Source organism: Paracoccus cavernae, assembly GCF_042430175.1.
In the GTDB taxonomy this organism is placed as follows: Bacteria; Pseudomonadota; Alphaproteobacteria; order Rhodobacterales; family Rhodobacteraceae; genus Paracoccus; species Paracoccus cavernae.
This window is the reverse complement of record NZ_JBHMDZ010000010.1, coordinates 1-19,588: the sequence shown is the minus strand read 5'-3', so window position 1 is coordinate 19,588 and position 19,588 is coordinate 1. Positions and strand designations below refer to the sequence as shown.

Here is a 19,588-nt window from a genome sequence, read left to right as displayed (position 1 = left end):
CAGAGCCGCCACCAAGGCTATTCCCGCTTGGTGGTGGGGCTGTTATGCGAGGTCACGACATGCGCGAGGGGAGAGGTGATGCCGGTGAAAAGCACAGAAGCAAGGTTGCGCAAAACTGTGGCGGTCATGGCGCTTTCTCTCGGATTGGCGGCGCAGGGCGGCTGGATTCAGCCTGCATTCGCGCAAGGCGCACCGGATGCGGATGCGGCGGTGCAGTTTCGGGGATTGCCCGATGCCGAGCCGGCTGCGGCCGCGCTCGGGGTCGCGGATATGGCCGGACTTCTGGCCAAAAGCACGGCGAGCGCCGCCGAAATCAAGGATGCGCAGACCGCGCTTGACGGGGTCATGACCTTGACCGGCCTGCCGCAGAATTTCACGCTGGTCCTCGCCGATGTGCCGCGCATTTCCGCCGTGATCCTGCCGGACGATAACGGCATTCCGCGTCGGGTGTTGGTCGTGCCGCAAGAGCGGACAGGCAATCTCGCGCAGGCCCGCGCGGCACAGGATTGGCCGCTTCTCGCCGCTCTTGCGCATGAGGTCTCCCATCACCTGATGGGCCACAGCCTGCTTGCGGGTGCGAGCATGCCTGTCGAGGAGCGCGAGGCCGACCGCAATGCGGGCTTCCTGCTCGAACGGATGGGCGCGGATCTTCCGGCGGCTCTGGCGGCGATCGATGCGGCCAATGCGGGCGATCCGGCCAAGCGCCTTGCGGCTTTGCCACAACTCGAGGAGTTGGCGGCAGGCTGGATACAGGCTTGCGGCGAGGACGGGGGCTGCATCCAGCCCGTGCCTGTCGCGGTGGAGTCGGGCGCCATCGCGGCCCGCCCGCAACCGCGCCCCGACCGCGGCGAGGGCGCAAGCCCCGATCTCTCGCGCCATGCCGCCGAGGCGGCCGATGCTGCTTTGGCGCTGTTGCGCGAAAAGCTTCAGACCCAGCTCAAGCCTGCGAATGCGGGGGCGGAGGCTGCTACCTTGGTTGCTCATGGCGCTCCGCAACCGGCAGGCGCCCAGCATACGGTCTCCGCAAACGGCAGCCACGGGCGCAGCGGCTACAGGCTGCCCTTGCCCGATCCCCATGCGGTTCCGGTGAAATTCGAGCGCTTCGTCTATGACCCGATGGGGTTGGTCAACGAAAAGGAAATCGCCTCGCTCGCGCGCGACGCTTTTGCCTATGCCCAAAAGCCCGGCGTCGAGATCGTGACCATCGTCACCGACAGCCTGCACGGGCTGAGCCCCGAAGCCTATGCCCAGATCATGCTGCGCCAGCTTCAGGTCGGCCAGCAGGATCTCGGCAATGGCGCGCTGATCGTGATCGCGCCCAACGAGGGGCGCTCGGCCGTGGCTTTGGGGGCAGGGGTGATCTCGGCGATCACGGCCGCGCCTTCGGCGGGCAGCCCGACCAGCGGCGACGAGGCGATTGCCACGATGCGCAACCGCGCCGCCGCTTTTGTCGAGGGGCTCAAACAGGGCAGCGATCCCAAGGTTCCCACCGTCGCCATGGCCCTGACCGAGGCGGCCCATGCCGTCATGCGCAGCCCCGATATCGCCAATGCCGAATGGTTCATCCGCTACGGCTCGCTTCAGGCGGCGCTGGCCGCGCAAGAGGCCGATTGGTCGGCGCGGGCGAAATCGGGGGTGGGCTATGATCCGGCGAAGGATCCGGTCGGGCGGCGCATCTTGTCGTTGCGCGCCGAAGTGAGCGGCGCACTCGATCCCGAGGCGGCTGCCCGGATCGACCCGGAGCAGCTGCGCCTTTACGGCTCGGCGATTGCGGTGCGCGATACGGCGGGCGAGGCCTATACGCTTTTCGTCCCGCCGGTTGCGACCTCGGTGGCGCAAGGGCCGCTGGTCGCGGGGCGGAGCTACCAGATCGTTGCGCGTGTGGTCGAGAACGGCGGCGAAAAGCCGATGCTCGCACTCATGAGCTATGACGATCTGACGCCGCTGCCGTAAGGGCGCGGATCGGGGCGGGATTGCCCTAGCCCTGCATTGGCCCAACCGCCGCGCGTTCGAGAATGCGGGCGGCGGGGCCGATGCCGCTGGTTGCGCCGTAATCCTGCCCGTGATGGGGCCCAAGCCGCGCGCGACAGAAGGCATGGGCGACCGTATCGGGCGCATGGCGCAGCAAAAGACCGGCCTGAAAAAGGCGCGCCATCCGCTCGACGATCAGCCGCGCCCGCGGCTCGGCGGTGTCGAGATCGCGCAGGAGCGGCTCGAAATCCGCGAGCGCGCGGTCGAATTCGCGGCTGGCGCCACGCGCTTTGCGCGTCTCGTCCAGCCAGAGCCCCAGACTTTCGGGCGCATTGCGCGCGGCGCGCAACACGTCGAGGCAGACGACATTGCCCGAGCCCTCCCAGATACCGTTGAGCGGTGCCTCGCGGTAAAGCCGCGCCAGCGGATGGGGTTCGACAAAGCCGTTGCCGCCGTGACATTCCATCGCCTCGGCGACAAAGGCGGGCGTGCGTTTGCAGGCGAGATATTTCCCCATCGGAATGACCAGCCGGCCCAGCAGATGCTCGGCCTCGTCATCGCCGCCCTGTGTCGCGGCAAGGCGCAGGCCCGACCACAGGAAGGCCTCGCTGTCCAAAGCCAGATCGGCAAGCACCGCCTGCATCAGCGGCTGCTCGATCAGGCGGCGGCCGAAGGCGCTGCGGTGGCTGGTGTGATGGATCGCCTGCGTCAGCGCCTGACGCATGATCGCCCCCGCGCTGATCGCACAATCGAGCCGCGTCAGATGCGCCATCTCGAGGATGGTGGCGATGCCGCGCCCTTCCTCTCCGACCAACCGTGCCTCGAGGCCGCGAAACTCCACTTCGGCCGAAGCGTTGGAGCGGTTGCCGCATTTGTCCTTGAGGCGCTGGATGAAAAGCCCGTTGCGGCTCCCGTCGTCGCGCCAGCCCTGCGCGAGAAAGCAGCTGATGCCGCGCCCGCTGCGGGCCAGCGTCAGAAAGAGATCGGATTGGGGGACCGAAAAGAACCATTTATGCCCGTCGAGGAGCCACAGATCCCCCGCCTGCCTTGCCGTGGTGCGGGTCTGGCGCAGATCGGAGCCGCCCTGCTTCTCGGTCATGGCCATGCCGACCGAGAGCGCGGTCTTTTGGTCGGGGGCAAGCGGGCGGGGGTCATGGCCTGCTGCCAGAATGCCGGCTGAAAACCGCGCCAGAAGATCGGGCGCGTGGCGCAGCGCGGCAGGGGCGGCGAAGGTCATCGTGATCGGGCAGCAGATGCCGTTTTCGGCTTGGTTGAGCAGATAGGACAGTCCCGCGCGGACCAGATGTGCGCCCTTGCGCGCCGCGGTCCCCGAACCCGAAGGGTGCGCCTCTGCGGACCATGGCAGCGAATGGACCTCGGCCCCGCGCGCCAAGGTCATCAGCGCATGCCAAGCCGGATGAAAGGCGATCTCGTCGCGACGGTTGCCGAAACGGTCGTGGCTTTGCCATTCGGGGGGATGGCGGTTGGCGGCTTCGGCATTGGCGATGACCTCGGCCGAGCCGACCGCCGCGCCAAGTGCGCTCAGGCGGTCGCTGGCCCAATCCGCGCCCAGAGCGGTCACCGCCTCGCGAAAGGCACGGTCGCCGAGAAAGGCGTTATAGCCCGCAAGCGCGCCCGACTGGTTGAGCGCCGCATCAAGGGCGGAGGAAGGCTCGGCATGCGGATCTGTGGTCATGGCCTCACCCGATCTTTGCGCGCGACTTCGGCCCCGTTGGGGGCATCGCATCATTCTGCCACGAAACCGCCCTTGGCGGAATGTCCGATGAGCTGGGCGAAGAGGCCAGAACCTGCCGCCATGAAAAAACCGCGCCCCGATGATCGGGACGCGGTGTCTGGAGAGGGGCTTGGCCCCGCATTCGGACGCGGCGGGTCTTAGCCTTTGCGTTCGTTCGCTTTCCATTCCTCCCAGCCGCGATCACCCTTCATGAAGGCTTCGATCTCGGCCGAAGTCGCTTCGAGTTTGGGGTCATGCTTGAGGTAAAGCTTGGTCTCGCGCGCGATCAGTCCGGACATGATCAGCAGGCCGATCAGGTTCGGAATGGCCATCAGGCCGTTCATCACGTCAGAGAAGTTCCACACGACACCCAGCTGCACGGTGCAGCCGAAGAAAACGACCAGCGAGAAGAGCACGCGGAAGGGCATGACGCCGCCACGGCCGACCAGACGCTCGATGTTGCGCTCGCCGTAATAGGCCCAGCCGAGGATGGTCGAATAGGCAAAGAGCACCAGACCGATGGTCACGATCCAATGGCCCCATTCGCCCGGCAACCCGTGCGAGAAGGCCTGACCGGTCATGATCGAGGCCGAAATGAGCTGGCCGGAGGCCGGATCGACCTCGTTCCAGACGCCGGTCGTGATGATGACGAGGCCGGTGCAGGAGACGACGATGATCGTGTCGATGAAGGTCTGGGTCATCGAGACCAGACCTTGACGCACCGGATGGGAGGTCTGGGCGGAAGCGGCGGCGATGGCTGCCGAACCCATGCCGGATTCATTCGAGAAAATCCCGCGCGCCACGCCGTATTGCACCGCGATCATGATGGTCGAGCCGAGGAAGCCGCCGGTGGCCGCCGTGCCGGTGAAGGCCTGCGAGAAGATCTCGCCGAACGCTGCCGGAACCATGCTGGCATTGGCGCCGAGAATGTAGAGCGCGCCCAGAACATAGAACAGGATCATCGCCGGAACGAGGCCCGCGGTGACTTTGCCGATGGATTTGATGCCGCCGACCAGAACGACCAGAGTCAGAACCGCCAGCGCGCCGCCGGTCACCCATGCGGGAACGGCAAAGCTGCGCTCGAGGTTCGAGGCGATCGAATTGCCCTGCGTCATGTTGCCGATGCCGAAACAGGCACAGACCGCGAAAATCGCGAAGCAGAGCGCGAGGAATTTGCCGAAACCGTTCGGAATGCCGCGCTCGAGATAATATTGCGGACCGCCCGATTTCTCGCCCGCCGCATCGGTGGTGCGGTAACGCACGCCGAGGAAGGCTTCGGAATATTTCGAGGCCATGCCCAAAAGCGCGGTCATCCACATCCAGAACAACGCGCCGGGGCCGCCGATGCTGATCGCGGTCGCGACGCCGACGATGTTGCCGGTGCCCACGGTTGCGGCCATGGCGGTGGTCAGCGCCTCGAATTGCGAAATGTCGCCCTCGGCGCCTTCGTCGTCATGGCGCTTGATCAGGCCGAGGCGAAGCGCCGCGCCCAAACGCACCAGCTGGATGCCGCCAAGACGAATGGTGAGATAAAGCCCCGTTCCGAGCAAAAGGGGGATGAGCAGATAGGGCCCCCAAATGATGCTTCCGAGCTCCCCCAGAAAACTCTCCAACCGATCCATACCCATTAGGCCCTTCCTCCGATCACGTTTCCGTGGCTGCAAACGAAGGGTTGTTAACTGTCTTGTCAAGTTGTCGCGACATAATCTGTCGCAATTTTGGGGTCGCGCATCCGGATTGTTTTGCCGGATCATGGCGGATTTTCCCATATGCGCCACTTGCCGCGGAGGACAGGGACTTCCGAAGCGCTTTATCGGACATGAGCGGTAGTCTGCTGTTATGTCTTTACTTTATCGGATGGACGCGCGCGCCGCGCGCGGCGTGGAGGGGCCGGTTCCGCCGCGCATGGCGCAATGGGCGAGCGTCATGGGCGGGTCGTTCGCGCGGGGGAGAAAAAAGGCCGGCCCAGGGGCCGGCCTTTGCAGTTTTGTCTTAAAGCGCGGCGCGGATCTTGTCGGCCGCCTCGGGAGTCACCCAGCCGAGCCAGAGATTCTCGTTGTTTTTGAGAAACTCTTTCGCGCCTTCCTCGCCGGTCGCCTGATTGTCGGTCATCCAGGCCATCAGCACGTTGACGGTGTCGTTGCTCCAGCTGCGCTTGGCGAGATAGTCGAGAACCGCCGGATCGGCCTTGTCGGCATAGGGTTTGGCGACGAGGGTGAAGACATTGTCGCGCGGAAAGGCGTTCGGCTTGGGATCGGGGCAATCGGCGATCGAGGTGCAGCGACGCCATTCGTCCATATCCATCGGCACGCCGAAATCGACGCTGACCATCTCGTATTTGCCCAAAAGCGAGGTCGGCGCCCAGTAAAAGCCGAGCCAGGGGGCCTTTTGCTCGTAGGCTTTGGCGATCGAGCCATCAAGCCCTGCCGCCGAGCCGGTATCGATCACGTCAAAGCCCTTGCCCGCCACGTCGAAAGCCTTGGCGAGCTGGTTGGTGACGATCGTGCCGCCCCAGCCTTCGGGGCCGTTGTAGATCGCCCCGCGCGAGGGGTCCTCGGGCGAGGGGAAGATCTCGGGATGGGCGAGGATATCGGTTACGGTTTTCAGCTCGGGATGGGCGTCGGCCACATATTTCGGGATGAACCAGCCCTGCTGGCCGCCATCGGGCAGCGAGCGCCCGACCTGCACGATCTTGTCCTCGGCCATGCCTGCGGCGAAGACCTCGGGGACGAGATCGACCCAGGCCTCGGGCACGATCTCGGGCTGGCCCTTTTCCACGAGCGAGGTGATCGCGGGAACCGTGTCGCTGGTCACGATCTCGGCCGAGCAATCATAGCCGTTGTTGAGGATGAACTGGTCGAGGCTGGCAAGGATTTCCGCGCTTTGCCAGTTCATGCTGGCGATGGTCGGGCTGCCGCATTCGGCCCAAGCGGCGGCGCCAAAGGTGATCAGCGGAAGGGCGAGGGCGGTAGACAGATAGCGAGGCTTCATCGTTTTCTCCCTGTTGCGGCGGTTTTGATCATCGTCGCGGGCTGCCGCATGCGCCCGCGACGTATTCCGGTCAGGGCCGCGGCGCGGGGGCGGGACGGCAGGCGGGCCGAGGCGGGGCAGGTACGGGCCGATGGCGCGCGCGGCGCGCTTTTGTCGGGGCCACCACGGCGGGCGGGCCGAAAGCCGCCTCGCCGCGCAGCTGTCGCGCGTCGGTTTGCGGCGGAAGGGGCGGTGTCGGGGCGACCATAAAGCAAGCCTATTGCGCGGCTTGTGCCCGGGGCAAGCTGAATTCGCGCGGCGCGGACCGGCGGCCGGAGCGGAGGGTGGCGGGAGCGGTGGAGCAGGGGCCGGGTCGAGCCCCTCGTGCCTTTGGGCGATTGCGAACGCGCAAGCCGGCCCGCGTTCGGCCTGAGCTGACACGGCTTTCGCGACGGAAGGCTTTGTGAACCACGGGAAAGGGAACTAAAACAGCGCCAAACAGATATGTGTGTGACGACGGAGGATGCCGGATGGGCTTGTTGGTTGACGGAGAATGGCGTGATCAATGGTATGACACCACGAGCACGGGCGGGCGCTTCCAGCGCAGCGTTACCTCTTGGCGAAACTGGATCACCCCCGATGGTGCCGCAGGGCCGAGCGGGACGGGCGGCTTCGCGGCCGAAAGCGGGCGCTATCATCTCTATGTCAGCTATGCCTGCCCTTGGGCACATCGCGCGCTGATCTTCCGCGTTCTCAAGGGCCTCGAGGAGCATATCTCCTATTCGGCCGTCCATCCGGTCATGCGCGAAGACGGCTGGACCTTCGCGACCGATTTTCCGGCCGCGACCGGCGACACATTGTTCGGACTGCCCTTTTTGCGCGACATCTATCTGCGCGCCGATCCCAAGGCCTCGGGCCGCGTGACGGTGCCGGTTCTGTGGGACAAAAAGCTGGACACCATCGTCTCGAACGAATCCTCGGAAATCATCCGGATGCTGAATTCGGCCTTCAACGGGCTGACCGGCAATCATGCCGATTACTGGCCCGAGGATCTGCATCCCGAGATCGACGCCCTCAACGCGCGGATTTACGACACGGTCAACAACGGCGTCTACAAGGCCGGTTTCGCCACCTCGCAGGAAGCCTATGACGAAGGGGTCGGGCCGCTGTTCGACAGCCTCGACTGGCTGGAAAACATCCTGTCGCGCAAACGCTATCTGACGGGCGACCGGCCGACCGAGGCCGATTGGCGGTTGTTCACGACTTTGGTCCGCTTCGACGCGGTCTATCACACCCATTTCAAATGCAACCGCTACCAGCTGCGCGATTATCCCAACCTGCTGGGCTGGGCGCGCGAGCTGTACCAAGTGCCGGGGATCGCGGATACGGTGAATTTCCCGCATATCGTTAACCACTATTATCGCAGCCATCCGACCATCAACCCCTACGGGATCGTGCCGACCGGCCCGATCATGGATTGGGACGCGCCGCACGGGCGCGATGCTTTGGGACAGAAAAAATGACGACTGGCATTCATCACGTCACCCTGATTACCCGCAAGGTTCAGGCGAACGTGGATTTCTACGCGGGCTTTCTCGGCCTGAGGCTGATCAAGCGCACCGGCGGCTATGAGGACAGCGAGCAGCTGCATCTCTTTTACGGCGACCAGCTGGGGAGCCCCGGCTCGGTCGTGAGCTTTCTGGTATGGGAGGACGGCGCAAGCGGGCGCACCGGTGCGGGGCAGGTCGGCGAGCTGGCCTTTGCCGTGCCGGTCTCGAGCATCGGCGACTGGCTGACCCGCGCCATGAGCGCGCATATCCCGCTCGAGGGGCCCAAGCACGAATTCGGCGAGCCGGTCCTGCGTCTGCGCGATCCAGACGGGGTGATCGTCAAGCTGGTCGGCGTCGATATGCCCGCAGGCGCGGCCTTGCCCGACCCGATCGCGCCGACGCGGATCCGCGCGGTGACGCTTTTGACCGAAAAGCCGGAAGAGACGCTGGAATTCGCCAAACGCTTCGGCTACCGGCCCGGTCCGGTCGAAGGCAATACCCAGCGCATGTATTCCGAGACCGATGCGATCGACGTGCGCAACGTGCGCGGCTACGTCCCCTCGATCCCCGGCGCGGGGATTTTCGACCATGTGGCCTTCCGTGCCGCCGATGTCGGTGCGGTCCGCCAGATGCGCCTTGATCTCAAGGGCGAGGAGGGCGTGACCAATGTCCATGACCGCAAATACTTCCTCTCGCTCTATGTGCGCGAGCCCGGCGGGATTCTTTATGAATATGCGACCGACGAGCCGGGCTTTACCGTCGATGAAGAGGCCGCGCATCTGGGCGAAACCCTGTTCATTCCGGCCAATGCCCTGACGCCGGCCGAGGATCTCAAGATCATCCTGCCGCAATTCGCCCTTCCGGGCGAGGAAAGGAATCCGATGCGCGATCTGCCTTTCGTCCACCGCTTCCACACGCCCGAAGAGCCCGACGGCAGCGTCATCGTCCTGCTGCACGGTACGGGCGGCAACGAATCCGATCTGATGCCGCTGGCGCATCGCATCAATCCGCATGCGACCCTTTTGGGGGTGCGCGGGCGCTCGACCGAAGAAGGGGTCGGACGCTGGTTCCGCCGCCTGAACATGCTGTCTTTCGATCAGGACGACATCCGTTCGGAGGCCGAAGCCTTTGCCGCTTTCATGCACGAGGCGGTGCGCGCCTACGGGCTCGATGCCGCGCGGATCACGGCGATGGGCTATTCCAACGGCGCGAATTTCGCGGCGGCCGTCATGGGGCTTTATCCCGACGTCATCCGTCAGGCGATCTTGTTGCGCGCGATCCCCGTGCTTGACGATCTGCCGCAGGCCGATCTGGCGGGGGCGAAGGTTCTGATGCTGACGGGCGCGAGCGACCCCTACGGCACCAATACGCCGAAGCTGGCCGCCTGGTTCAAGGATTCGGGGGCCGATCTCGACGAGCAGATCCTCGAGACCGGCCATCAGCTCACGCCCGATGATCTGGCGCGGGCAACGCAATGGATGAAGGCGCATCACCAGTAAATCCGGCGCGCCCGAACGGAAACAGGCCCCGAAGCTCGGCTTCGGGGCCTTTTGCTGCCGTCTCGGTCCGGATGACCGCTTGCGTTGAGAGCAGCTGGCGTGGTTCGGGTATTTGGGTGATGAAGAAAGGCCCGAAGGTGGCCCAAAAGGAAAGGCCGGAGTCCTGCGGGGCTCCGGCCTTCGTGTTACTTGCGGCTTTGCTTAGTCGAGCGGCTTCAGGCCCGCCTCGATGCGGTCGCGCTGGTTTTCGAGGAAGGGCGGCAGCGAGAGCCGTTCGCCAAGCGCATCCATCGACTCGTCCACGGCGAAACCGGGGGTGTCGGTCGCGATCTCGAACAGGTTGCCGCCCGGCTCGCGGAAGTAGAGCGAGCGGAAGTAGTAACGCTCGACCTCGCCCGAGTTCGGCACCCGCATCGACTGCAGCTGGCGCGCCCATTCCTGGATCTGCGGCACATCCGGCACGCGGAAAGCGACGTGATGGACCGCGCCCGCGCCCTGACGGGCGATCGGCAAGCCGGGCTGGACCGCGACATGAAGTTCGGCCGAGGGGCCGCCTTCGCCCATCTCGAAGACATGGACCTGACCCTCGCCGTCGGGGCTCGCATAATCGCGGACGCGGCGCATGTTCATGAGCTGGGTCAGCACGGCCTCGGTCGGGGCGAGATCGGGGACCGAAATCGTGATCGGGCCGAGACCGCGGATCTGGTGGGCCGCATCGATCGGGCTTTTCGCCCAGGGATGACTTTGACCCGCGACATCTTCGGTCAGGCGGAAGCGTTGGCCCTCGGGATCCTCGAAGTCGAGCGTGGTGCGCCCGTCGAGCAGGGTGACCGCGCCGGTGATCAGATCGGCCTCGCGCAGGCGCGCTGCCCAGAAGTCGAAGCTGTCCTCGTTCACGCGCAAGCCCGTCCGGCTGATCGAATGCGTGCCGCGCCGCGCCGGAGCGGCCGGCCAGTCGAAGAAAGTCAGATCGGTTCCCGGCGTTGCCTGTCCATCTGCGTAGAACAGGTGATAGGCGCTGGTGTCGTCCTGATTGACGGTTTTCTTGACCAGACGCAGACCGAGCGTCTCGGTGTAAAAGCGCTTGTTGGCCGCAGCATTGGCGGTAATGGCGGTCAGATGGTGGATGCCTGTGAGTTGCATGATGTCCCCCTGCAGCAATGTCGCCACTGATATCGACCTTCGCGAAACTTTTCGCTATCCCGCCACGATCAAATCCCGCGTTCGGTATTTGCGAACGGAAAGCGGCGCGCTATAAGGGCCCATGCGTTATTCCCTTGATGAGATCGAGACCTTCCTGACCGTTATGGAGTTGGGGACCGTCACCGCCGCCGCCGAGCGGTTGAACCTGTCGAAATCCGTGGTCAGCAAGCGGGTTTCGGATTTCGAGGCCGCCTTGGGCGCGGCGCTCTTTCGCCGCAATGCCGGACGGATCACCCCGACCGAGGCTGCAACGCGGCTGGCCGAAAAGCTGCGGCCGGCGCTGAGCGATCTGTCCGCCGCCGCCGAAAGCGCGGCCTGGGGGATGGACGGGATCAGCGCCCTGCGCGGCCGTCTGTCGATCTGCGCCCCCATGAGCTTCGGCACCATGCATCTCGGCCCGATCATCGCGCGTTTCGCCGCGCTCCATCCCGAGCTCGAGCTGCGCATCGACTTCGACGACCGTGCGCGCGATCTGCTGCATGACGGTTTCGACGTCGCGGTGCGGATCGGCGAAATGCGCGATACCGCCCTCAAGGCGCGCAAGCTTTGCGAAGATCACGTCGTTCCGGTCGCGAGCCCCGCCTATATCGAGCGGCACGGCATGCCGGAGGATCTGGCCTCTTTGCGCGATCATCCGGTGATCAGCTACAGCCATCTTGCCGATACGCGGATGTGGCAGTTCCAGATGAGCGGGCGGGCGGTGTCGCCGCAGGTCAGCAGCCGGATCTCGATGAACAATGGCGAGGCGATGCGCGATTTCGTGCTGGCCGGTCTGGGGCTGGGCATGTTGCCGGGCTTTATCGTCGGGCCCGAGATCGCCAAGGGTCGGCTGGTGCGGATCCTGCCCGATCTGCCGATGCGGCCGCTGCCGATCTCGGTCGTGTGGCCGCCGGTGAGTCCGATGCCGGCCAAGCTGCGCGCCTTCATCGACCATCTTGCGCTGGCGCTGAATGAGAATAAACCCTGGAGCGCGACGGCTTCAGAAGCATAAGGCCGCCGCGCGCCTTCACCCGATCCCCCGCGTTTTCCAGCGATTCCCGCCTTGTCTGGGGCGGAGGGGAAGACGGCGGGGTGGAGGCGCGAGGCCCGAGAACAGGACGGAAAAAGGCGGCAAGAGCGGAATGCGGACGACACTTTCGGGACTGGCCTTGGGGCTCTTGGTGGTCGGCGTGGTTCTGGTCGGAGCGAATGCTTTCGTCCTGAGCCCGATCATGGGGGATGTCGCGCGCGAGCTCGGGACCGATCCGATCCGCATCGCGCGCTCGATTTCGGCATTCGGGGCGACCACGGCGTTTTCCGCCTTCCTGCTCTCGGGGCTGGTCGACCGCTACGGGCCGCGCATCACCCTTGCGGGTTGTGCGGCACTGGTCGGTATCGCGCAGGTGGTCGCCGGACTAAGCGCGAGCTGGCAGATGCTTGCAGCCTCGCAAGCACTTGCGGGGCTTGCGGTCGGGGTGATGCTGCCCGCGATCTATGCCACCGCGACCAGCACCGCACCCGAAGGGCGGGAGACGGGGCGTCTGGGCACCGTGCTGACCGGCTGGGCGGTCTCTTTGGTGGCGGCGGTGCCGCTTTCGGCCTTCATGACCAGCCATTTCGGCTGGCGCAGCATCTATCTGACGCTGGCGGTCGCCTCTTTCGCGGTGGCTGCGGGCTATGCTTTGCGCATGCCGCGCGCGCTTGGCGGCAAGCGGAGCGCCAGCCGTCCGATGCAGGCCTTCATGCTGCCCGGCGTGCGTCCGGTTATGCTGATCTGCCTTGTTTTCATGACCGGATTTTACGGCACGTTTTCCTATTTCGGCGAAGGCGTACGCGCCGCCTCGGGCCAAGGCGCGGGCAGGGCGGGGCTCTACGTCATGGCCTATGGTCTGGGCTTCGGCCTAAGCGGCGCGCTGGTCGGCCGGTTCGGCGCAATCCGCAGCCAGCGCGGCTTGGTCGTCCTGCTATTCGCGATCAGCTTTGCCTATTTCGCAATGTCGGTGACGCTGGCCCATCCCGTGCTTGCGATGCTCAATGCCGCCGCATGGGGCTTTCTGAACCAATATGGCGTGAACGGGATCATCGTGCTGTTGAACCGCGCGGCCCCTCATGCCGGAGGCGCCGCGATGGGGCTCCACAGTACGGTGACCTATCTGGCGGTCTTTCTCGGGCCTTGGCTCATGTCGCTGGTCTATCTGCGGGGCGGCTTTCCTGCGGTTACGACCGGCGCGGGGATACTGCTTTTGGCAACGGCGGTCGGGCTCGTGCTGTTTCGCGGCAGGGATGGCGGCACGCGGCTTTAGGCGAGCAGGTCGGGGCCGCGCGCAGCCATGATTTTGGATCAAAAGCGCGCCAATATTGCTGTCTGGCATGAGCGCTGAATTTAGCAAATAGTAGTTATATCAATCAATTATATTGACAACATAATGTTGTTTCATGGCGGCGTTTCCGAAGATCGGCACTCTCCAGGGAAACTCCCGACAAGTTTCATGAAGGAGCGCTTTCGCAAACCGCCCCTTCATGTCCCTATGGTTTCGTGAGAGCGGATTTCATGCCCGCTTCGTTCGAGGGTTTTTGGTCATGAGTTCCGTCGGAGAGAGCCGTTCTCACACCCGCAAGCCTTTGGACGGCCCGCAAATCGCGATGCCGCCCGACCGCCGGTTTCAGGCGCCCCAGGTCCGCTCGAGCACATTGACCCAGTTCTTCCACGCAATCTTGGCGACCAGCTCGTCACTATAGCCATGCGCCTGCATGGCGGCGGTCAGGTTCTGCAGCTTGCCCGCATCCGACAGATCAAGCGGCATCAGCGCCCCGTCGTAATCCGATCCCAACGCCACGCCATCCTCGCCAAGAATGGCGAGCATATGGTCGAGATGGGCGAGAATGACATCGAAACCGGCAAAGCTTTGGCGCTTTCCGTCCGCACGAAGGAAACCCGTGGCATAGTTCAGCCCGACCAATCCCTTCGAGCGGGCAATCACCTGCAACTGGCGGTCGGTGAGATTGCGCGAGCTGGCCGAGATCGCATGGGCGCAGGAGTGGCTGGCGACCAGCGGCGCATCCGAGAGCGCGGCAATATCGTCAAAGCCTTTTTCGTTCAAATGCGACAGATCGAGCATGATGCGCAGCTGGTTGCACTCACGCACCAAGGCCTTGCCCGCATCCGTCAGACCCGGTCCCGTATCGGGCGACGAGGGGAAGGCAAAGGGCACGCCATGGCCGTAGATCGTCGGACGCGACCAGACCGGCCCGAGCGAACGCAGCCCCATCGTATGCCAGACATGGAGCATGTCGAGATCGGCAACCGGCTCGGCCCCCTCGATATGCATGACGGCGGCGATCCGGCCTGCCGCGATCGCCTCGCGGATGTCGGCGGCACTGCGGCAGATTTGCAGCGTGCCGGTGCGTTCCATCGCAAGGAGGTTTGCGGCCTGCGCCATTGCATGGGGCAGGGCCTCGGTTGCGGGAACCGGATCGGGCAGGTCGAGCGCGAAGGGCGGATTCTCCATCTGCGCCACGGCAGCATCATCGTTCGGCCCCTCGGGCGAGGGTGTCCAGATCGCGAAAAAGCCGCCGATCATACCGCCGGCCTTGATGCGCGGCAGGTCGAGATGGCCGGTGCCGTCACCTTTCAGCCAAAGCGCGTCTCGGGCCGGTCCGGCCTCGACCATGCGTTGCAGAAAATCGTTATGGCCGTCGAATACCGGAATCATCGCGCTGCTCCTGAGCTTGGATCGGCGCGGAAGATGCGCCCTTTGTCGCGGCGGTGCAATGGGATGCGCGTGGCAAGCGCGGGGGCACAAGCCCCTGCCGCAAGACCTGCGCTTGTGACGCTGTGCGGAAGGCTTTGTCATCGCGCGAAAGCGACGTAAGCTGGGATCATGGCGGATCGGCCCGACCGGTTGGGGCGGCCGGTTCAGCCAGCAAGGCCAGCCAGCAGGGAGAGCGAGCCATGACCGAGATCAAAGCAGGCTTTACCGGACAGACCGTGATCTGCACCTTCGACGTGACGCCGGGCACCGCGCATGACGTGCTCGAAGCCCTTGAGGATGCCTATGCCGCCGTGATCAGCCACCAGCCGGGCTATATTTCCGGCGCGGTGCATCTCAACGACGCGCAGACGCGGATCGCGACCTATTCGCAATGGCAGGCGCGCGGCGATTATCAGGCAATGCTGCGCAACCCCGAAATGCGCAACCGCAACCGCGTCATCCACGGCATGTGCCGCAGTTTCGAGCCGGTGATGTACGAGGTCGTCTCGGCCTTCTGAGAAAAAATGCTGCACCTGCGAAAAGATCGTGCATCGCGCCGCGCCAGTCTCTAGGCTCGGGCAAAGGACGGCGGGTTTCGCGAGGGCTGGAGGCGAGATGGCAGGACGCATCATTACCGTGGCGCAGCAAAAGGGCGGCTCGGGCAAGACCACGCTGACCATCCATCTCGCGATCGAATTGCGCGCGCGCGGCCATTCGGTTGCCCTGATCGATACCGATCCGCAGGGCAGTCTGGGGCGCTGGTTCGTCGAGCGTTTGCGCCAGCGCGGCGATGACGAGGCGATGGAGTTTTCGACCTCCTCGGCTTGGGGGGCGAGCTACGAATCCGAGAAGCTGAAGAAGCGTTTCGATTTCGTCCTGATCGACACGCCGCCGAAAATCGACAGTGATCTGCGGCCCGCGCTCCGGGTGGCCGATCTGGTCATGGTGCCGGTCGCGATCAGCCATGTCGATCTTTGGGCGACCGAGGGTGTGCTGGATCTGGCGCGGCGCGAAAAAGCCGAAGCGATGATCGTCCTCAACCGCACCCGCCCGAACACCCGCCTTGCCGCCGAGATTGCCGGAAAGGCCTCGGAGATGGGGGCGGGGGTGGCACAGGTCCAGATCGCGAACCGTGTCGCCTATGCCGAGGCTTTGGGGCTGGGCATGGCCGCAAGCGAAAGCAGCCGCAACGCTGCCGCCAAAGCCGAAGTCGCGGCACTGGTCACCGAACTTCTGTCCCATTGGGATTGAGGAAATCCGCGAAATCTCGTGATTCCGCGGATTGGACAATTAATGGCTTTTGCGCGAGCGTTTGGTGCCGCCGCGCTGGCCGGCGCGACCGGCGGTCGAGCGTCCCGAGGATTTGACTGCGGCCTCTGCCGCAGCCTCGATGCTCGATTGCCGCGCCAAAGGATCATCCGATACCGCCAGTTCGACCGCTTCGAGGCGTTTGACCTCGTCGCGCAGCCGCGCCGCCTCTTCGAACTCGAGGTTCTCCGCCGCCTTGCGCATCTGGGCGCGGATCGCGTCGAGATGGGCTGCGAGGTTGGCGCCGACCAGCGGCTTGTCGATGGTCGCGGTGATGCGCGATTCATCGGTATCGCCCTGCCACAGCCCTGCGAGAACATCTTCCACATTCTTGCGCACCGTCTGCGGCGTGATGCCGTGGGCCTCGTTATAGGCCATCTGGATCTCGCGGCGGCGGTTGGTTTCGGCGATGGCGCGCTCCATGCTGCCGGTGATTTTGTCGCCGTACATGATGACGCGGCCATCGGCGTTGCGCGCCGCGCGACCGATCGTCTGGATCAGCGAAGTGGTCGAGCGGAGGAAACCCTCCTTGTCGGCATCGAGGATTGCGACCAGGCCACATTCAGGAATATCAAGGCCTTCGCGCAACAAGTTGATCCCGACCAAGACGTCGAACGCACCCAGACGCAGGTCGCGCAGAATCTCGATCCGCTCGATCGTGTCGATGTCGGAATGCATGTAGCGGATGCGGATGCCCTGTTCGTGCAGATACTCCGTCAGGTCCTCGGCCATGCGTTTGGTCAGGGTGGTGACGAGCGTGCGCATGCCGTTTGCGGTGACCTTGCGAACCTCGTCGAGCAGGTCGTCGACCTGCATCTCGACGGGGCGGATTTCGACCGGCGGGTCAAGCAGGCCGGTCGGGCGGATGACCTGTTCGGTAAAGACGCCGCCGGTCTGGTCCATCTCCCATTGCGCGGGGGTGGCGCTGACGAAGACCGATTGCGGGCGCATCGCGTCCCATTCCTCGAATTTCAGCGGCCGGTTGTCCATGCAGGAGGGCAGGCGGAAGCCGTGCTCGGCCAGCACCGATTTGCGCCGGAAGTCGCCGCGATACATGCCGCCGATCTGGGGCACCGAGACGTGGGATTCATCGGCGAAAACGATGGCGTTGTCGGGGATGAATTCAAAGAGCGTCGGCGGCGGCTCTCCGGGGGCGCGGCCGGTCAGATAGCGCGAGTAGTTTTCGATGCCGTTGCAGACGCCGGTGGCCTCGAGCATCTCGAGGTCGAAGTTGGTGCGCTGCTCGATCCTTTGCGCCTCGAGCAGCTTTCCCTCGTTCTGAAAAACCTGAAGCTGATTGGCAAGTTCTGCCCGTATCCCTTTGATTGCCTGTTGAATTGTCGGTCGAGGGGTCACGTAGTGGCTATTGGCGTAGATGCGGATCTGCTTGAAAGTGTCGGTTTTCTGTCCGGTCAAGGGATCGAATTCGGTGATCGCTTCCAGCTCGTTTCCGAAGAAGTCGAAGCGCCAGGCGCGGTCCTCGAGGTGGGCTGGCCAGACCTCGACGATATCGCCGCGCACGCGGAAACCTCCGCGCTGGAAGCTGGCGTCGAGGCGACGGTAATGCTGGGCGACAAGCTCGGCCAGAAATTCGCGTTGATCATACATTTCGCCGACGATCATATCCTGCGTCATCGCCGAATAGGTCTCGACCGAGCCGATGCCGTAGATGCAGGAAACCGAGGCCACGATGATCACGTCGTCGCGTTCGAGCAGCGCCCGCGTCGCCGAGTGGCGCATGCGGTCGATCGCCTCGTTGATCTGGGATTCTTTCTCGATATAGGTGTCGGTCCGCGGGACATAGGCTTCGGGCTGGTAGTAATCGTAATAGCTGACGAAGTACTCCACCGCATTTTCCGGGAAGAAGCCTTTGAATTCGCCGTATAATTGCGCCGCGAGGGTTTTGTTGGGGGCAAGGATGATGGCGGGCTTTTGCGTCGCTTCGATGATCTTGGCCATCGTATAGGTCTTGCCGGTGCCCGTCGCGCCCAGCAAAACCTGATCGCGCTCGCCCCCGCCGATGCCGCCGACCAGCTCGGCAATCGCCTTGGGCTGATCGCCCGCAGGCTGGAATTCGCTATGCATCACAAGGCGTTTGCCGCCTTCGAGCTTGGGACGAGTGACTTCGACAAAACGCGTAACGGGTGCGTTGGTATTGTTGTGGCCCATGGTTGCACCTTTGTTCTCAGGCCTCAATTTGGCACTTTTGCGCGCGGATGCAAGGGCAGGCGGCACGCTTCGAGGCTTGAAGATTGGCCGCGGTTCGGGGATAAGGGGTGATGCTTTCCAAGGGTTTCCGCAGATGAGAGTCCGTATTTACCAACCCGCGCGCAACGCTATGCAGTCGGGCATGGCCAAGACCAGGGATTGGGTCCTGGTTTTCCCGCAGGCCGACGAGCGCGAGATCGATCCGCTGATGGGCTGGACGAGCAGCGACGACACCCAAAGCCAGGTCCGTCTGCGCTTCGAGACGCGCAAACAGGCCGAGGAATACGCCCGCGAGAACGGCCTCGACTTCGAGGTGATCGAGCCCCAACCGCGCAGCGTCAACATCCGCCCCCGCGGCTACGGCGAAAACTTCGCCACAGACCGCCGCGCGCCCTGGACCCATTGAGCCTGTAAATCGGGCGAAAGTTAGACCCCAATCGGGGTCGTTTTGTCCGAGTTCGGGGCATAGTTTTTTGCATGTGATTGAATTCGCTGGGGTCGGGAAACGATCCCAGCGTTTTTCTTTTTGAGGCGCGACGCAGACCAAGCATCTAGTGACTTCGTTCATGCAGCTCGGCGTTCTCGGTACCCATAGCGGCGGTTTCATGCGGATGACTTTTCTTAAGCGTCATCCTGACCCGGCATCTCCCCGGATGCCCGAATGATCCGCAGCCGCGCGTCTGGATGGATCACGCTCGGTTCTGATCGCATGGCAATGACGGAGATTGCTGTGCGTGGGGCTGCGATGACGGCATGATGATCAGGTGATCCTCCCCCCGTGAAGTGGTCCGCCGTTATGCTTAGGAAACGGAGGATCAAGAATGGCAAACAAGCGACCGAAGCCGGAAGAGATTGTGTCGAAGTTGCGGCAGGTTGAGGTGGTTCTCATGGGTCAAGGCCTGTCCCGTCTGGATGCGATCAGGCGGATCGGTGTCGTCGAACAGACCTATTACCGCTGGCGCAAACAGTGAGCCGTTGAAGGCGCCACTGGTCCAAGCCCAACGGCGAACGCGGGATGGGTGTGGATCAGCTGAAGGAACTGAAGCGGCTTCAGCAGGAGAATGAGCGGCTCAAGCGTGCTGTTTCGGATCTGACGCTGGACAAGCTGATCCTGACGGAGGCGGCTCGGGGAAACTTCTGAGCCCCGCTCGCCGCCGGGCCCTTATCGATCATGTCCGGGGTGAGCTGGGCGTTTCCGAGCGTCGGGCTTGCCACGTGCTGCGCCAGCATCGCTCCACGCAGCGCAAGCTACCGCGAGGTCGGGCTGATGAAGATCGTCTGGTTGCCGACATGATCGAGCTGGCTCGGCAGTATGGCCGCTATGGTTATTGCCGGATTGCGGCCTTGTTGCGGGATGCCGGGTGGCAGGTGAACGACAAGCGTGTCGAGCGCTTGTGGCGACGAGACTGAGGA

Annotated in this window: 14 protein-coding genes and 1 pseudogene; 9 read left to right on the top strand and 6 right to left on the bottom strand. The window is 64.1% G+C overall.

Going from position 1 to position 19,588, the window contains the following annotated elements:
- Positions 1–126: 126 nt before the first annotated feature.
- Entirely contained in the window at positions 127–1,953 is a 1,827-nt protein-coding gene (locus ACFFUC_RS09095; RefSeq protein ID WP_377685544.1) for a TPM domain-containing protein, read from the top strand.
- Between the two features lie 25 nt (positions 1,954–1,978).
- On the opposite strand, the gene ACFFUC_RS09090 is transcribed toward ACFFUC_RS09095, so the two are convergent.
- The 3 genes from ACFFUC_RS09090 to ACFFUC_RS09080 form a co-directional block, all read right to left on the bottom strand.
- Entirely contained in the window at positions 1,979–3,667 is a 1,689-nt protein-coding gene (locus tag ACFFUC_RS09090; protein ID WP_377685543.1) for an acyl-CoA dehydrogenase family protein, read from the bottom strand.
- Positions 3,668–3,864: 197 nt separating this feature from the next.
- Complete coding sequence (locus ACFFUC_RS09085; RefSeq protein WP_377685541.1) at positions 3,865–5,334, bottom strand: alanine/glycine:cation symporter family protein; 1,470 nt, start codon at positions 5,332–5,334, stop codon at positions 3,865–3,867.
- A 364-nt stretch (positions 5,335–5,698) separates the two neighbouring features.
- Positions 5,699–6,697, bottom strand: coding sequence for a glycine betaine ABC transporter substrate-binding protein (locus ACFFUC_RS09080; protein WP_377685540.1), 999 nt, complete (start codon positions 6,695–6,697; stop codon positions 5,699–5,701).
- A gap of 509 nt (positions 6,698–7,206) precedes the next feature.
- Here ACFFUC_RS09080 and ACFFUC_RS09075 point away from each other — a divergent pair.
- Both ACFFUC_RS09075 and ACFFUC_RS09070 read left to right on the top strand, forming a co-directional pair.
- Complete coding sequence (locus ACFFUC_RS09075) at positions 7,207–8,199, top strand: glutathione S-transferase family protein (RefSeq protein ID WP_377685539.1); 993 nt, start codon at positions 7,207–7,209, stop codon at positions 8,197–8,199.
- A complete protein-coding gene (locus tag ACFFUC_RS09070; protein WP_377685537.1) occupies positions 8,196–9,725 on the top strand; it encodes a VOC family protein in 1,530 nt (509 codons plus the stop codon). Before ACFFUC_RS09075 ends, ACFFUC_RS09070 begins: the two co-directional genes overlap by 4 nt.
- Positions 9,726–9,926: 201 nt before the next feature.
- Here ACFFUC_RS09070 and ACFFUC_RS09065 read toward each other — a convergent pair whose 3' ends face one another.
- Positions 9,927–10,868, bottom strand: a complete 942-nt coding sequence (locus tag ACFFUC_RS09065; protein WP_377685535.1) for a ring-cleaving dioxygenase — start codon at positions 10,866–10,868, stop codon at positions 9,927–9,929.
- A 121-nt stretch (positions 10,869–10,989) separates the two neighbouring features.
- Here ACFFUC_RS09065 and ACFFUC_RS09060 point away from each other — a divergent pair, with 121 nt between their 5' ends.
- Both ACFFUC_RS09060 and ACFFUC_RS09055 read left to right on the top strand, forming a co-directional pair.
- Positions 10,990–11,919 carry a LysR family transcriptional regulator gene (locus tag ACFFUC_RS09060; RefSeq protein WP_377685533.1) on the top strand — a complete coding sequence of 310 codons (930 nt, stop codon included), beginning with the start codon at positions 10,990–10,992 and terminating at the stop codon, positions 11,917–11,919.
- A gap of 130 nt (positions 11,920–12,049) precedes the next feature.
- On the top strand, positions 12,050–13,210 hold the full coding sequence (locus tag ACFFUC_RS09055; protein ID WP_377685531.1) for an MFS transporter: 1,161 nt from the start codon (positions 12,050–12,052) through the stop codon (positions 13,208–13,210).
- Positions 13,211–13,570: 360 nt separating this feature from the next.
- Here the strand turns inward: ACFFUC_RS09055 and ACFFUC_RS09050 are convergent, their stop codons facing one another.
- A complete protein-coding gene (locus tag ACFFUC_RS09050; protein WP_377685530.1) occupies positions 13,571–14,620 on the bottom strand; it encodes a dipeptidase in 1,050 nt (349 codons plus the stop codon).
- 239 nt (positions 14,621–14,859) lie between these two features.
- On the opposite strand from ACFFUC_RS09050, the gene ACFFUC_RS09045 reads away from it, so the two are divergent.
- Together ACFFUC_RS09045 and parA are read left to right on the top strand one after the other, a co-directional pair.
- Positions 14,860–15,177, top strand: coding sequence for an antibiotic biosynthesis monooxygenase family protein (locus tag ACFFUC_RS09045; protein ID WP_377685528.1), 318 nt, complete (start codon positions 14,860–14,862; stop codon positions 15,175–15,177).
- 97 nt (positions 15,178–15,274) lie between these two features.
- Entirely contained in the window at positions 15,275–15,910 is a 636-nt protein-coding gene (gene parA / locus ACFFUC_RS09040) for a ParA family partition ATPase (RefSeq protein ID WP_377685527.1), read from the top strand.
- 39 nt (positions 15,911–15,949) lie between these two features.
- Here parA and uvrB read toward each other — a convergent pair whose 3' ends face one another.
- Positions 15,950–18,136, bottom strand: a complete 2,187-nt coding sequence (gene uvrB, locus ACFFUC_RS09035) for an excinuclease ABC subunit UvrB (RefSeq protein WP_377685525.1) — start codon at positions 18,134–18,136, stop codon at positions 15,950–15,952.
- A 133-nt stretch (positions 18,137–18,269) separates the two neighbouring features.
- Between uvrB and ACFFUC_RS09030 the strand changes: the two genes are divergently transcribed.
- Positions 18,270–18,581 (top strand): ETC complex I subunit, encoded by a 312-nt coding sequence (locus ACFFUC_RS09030; protein ID WP_377685523.1) that lies wholly within the window; start codon positions 18,270–18,272, stop codon positions 18,579–18,581.
- Between the two features lie 415 nt (positions 18,582–18,996).
- Positions 18,997–19,582, top strand: a pseudogene (locus tag ACFFUC_RS09025) (IS3 family transposase); the annotation flags it as partial.
- Positions 19,583–19,588 lie beyond the last annotated feature (6 nt).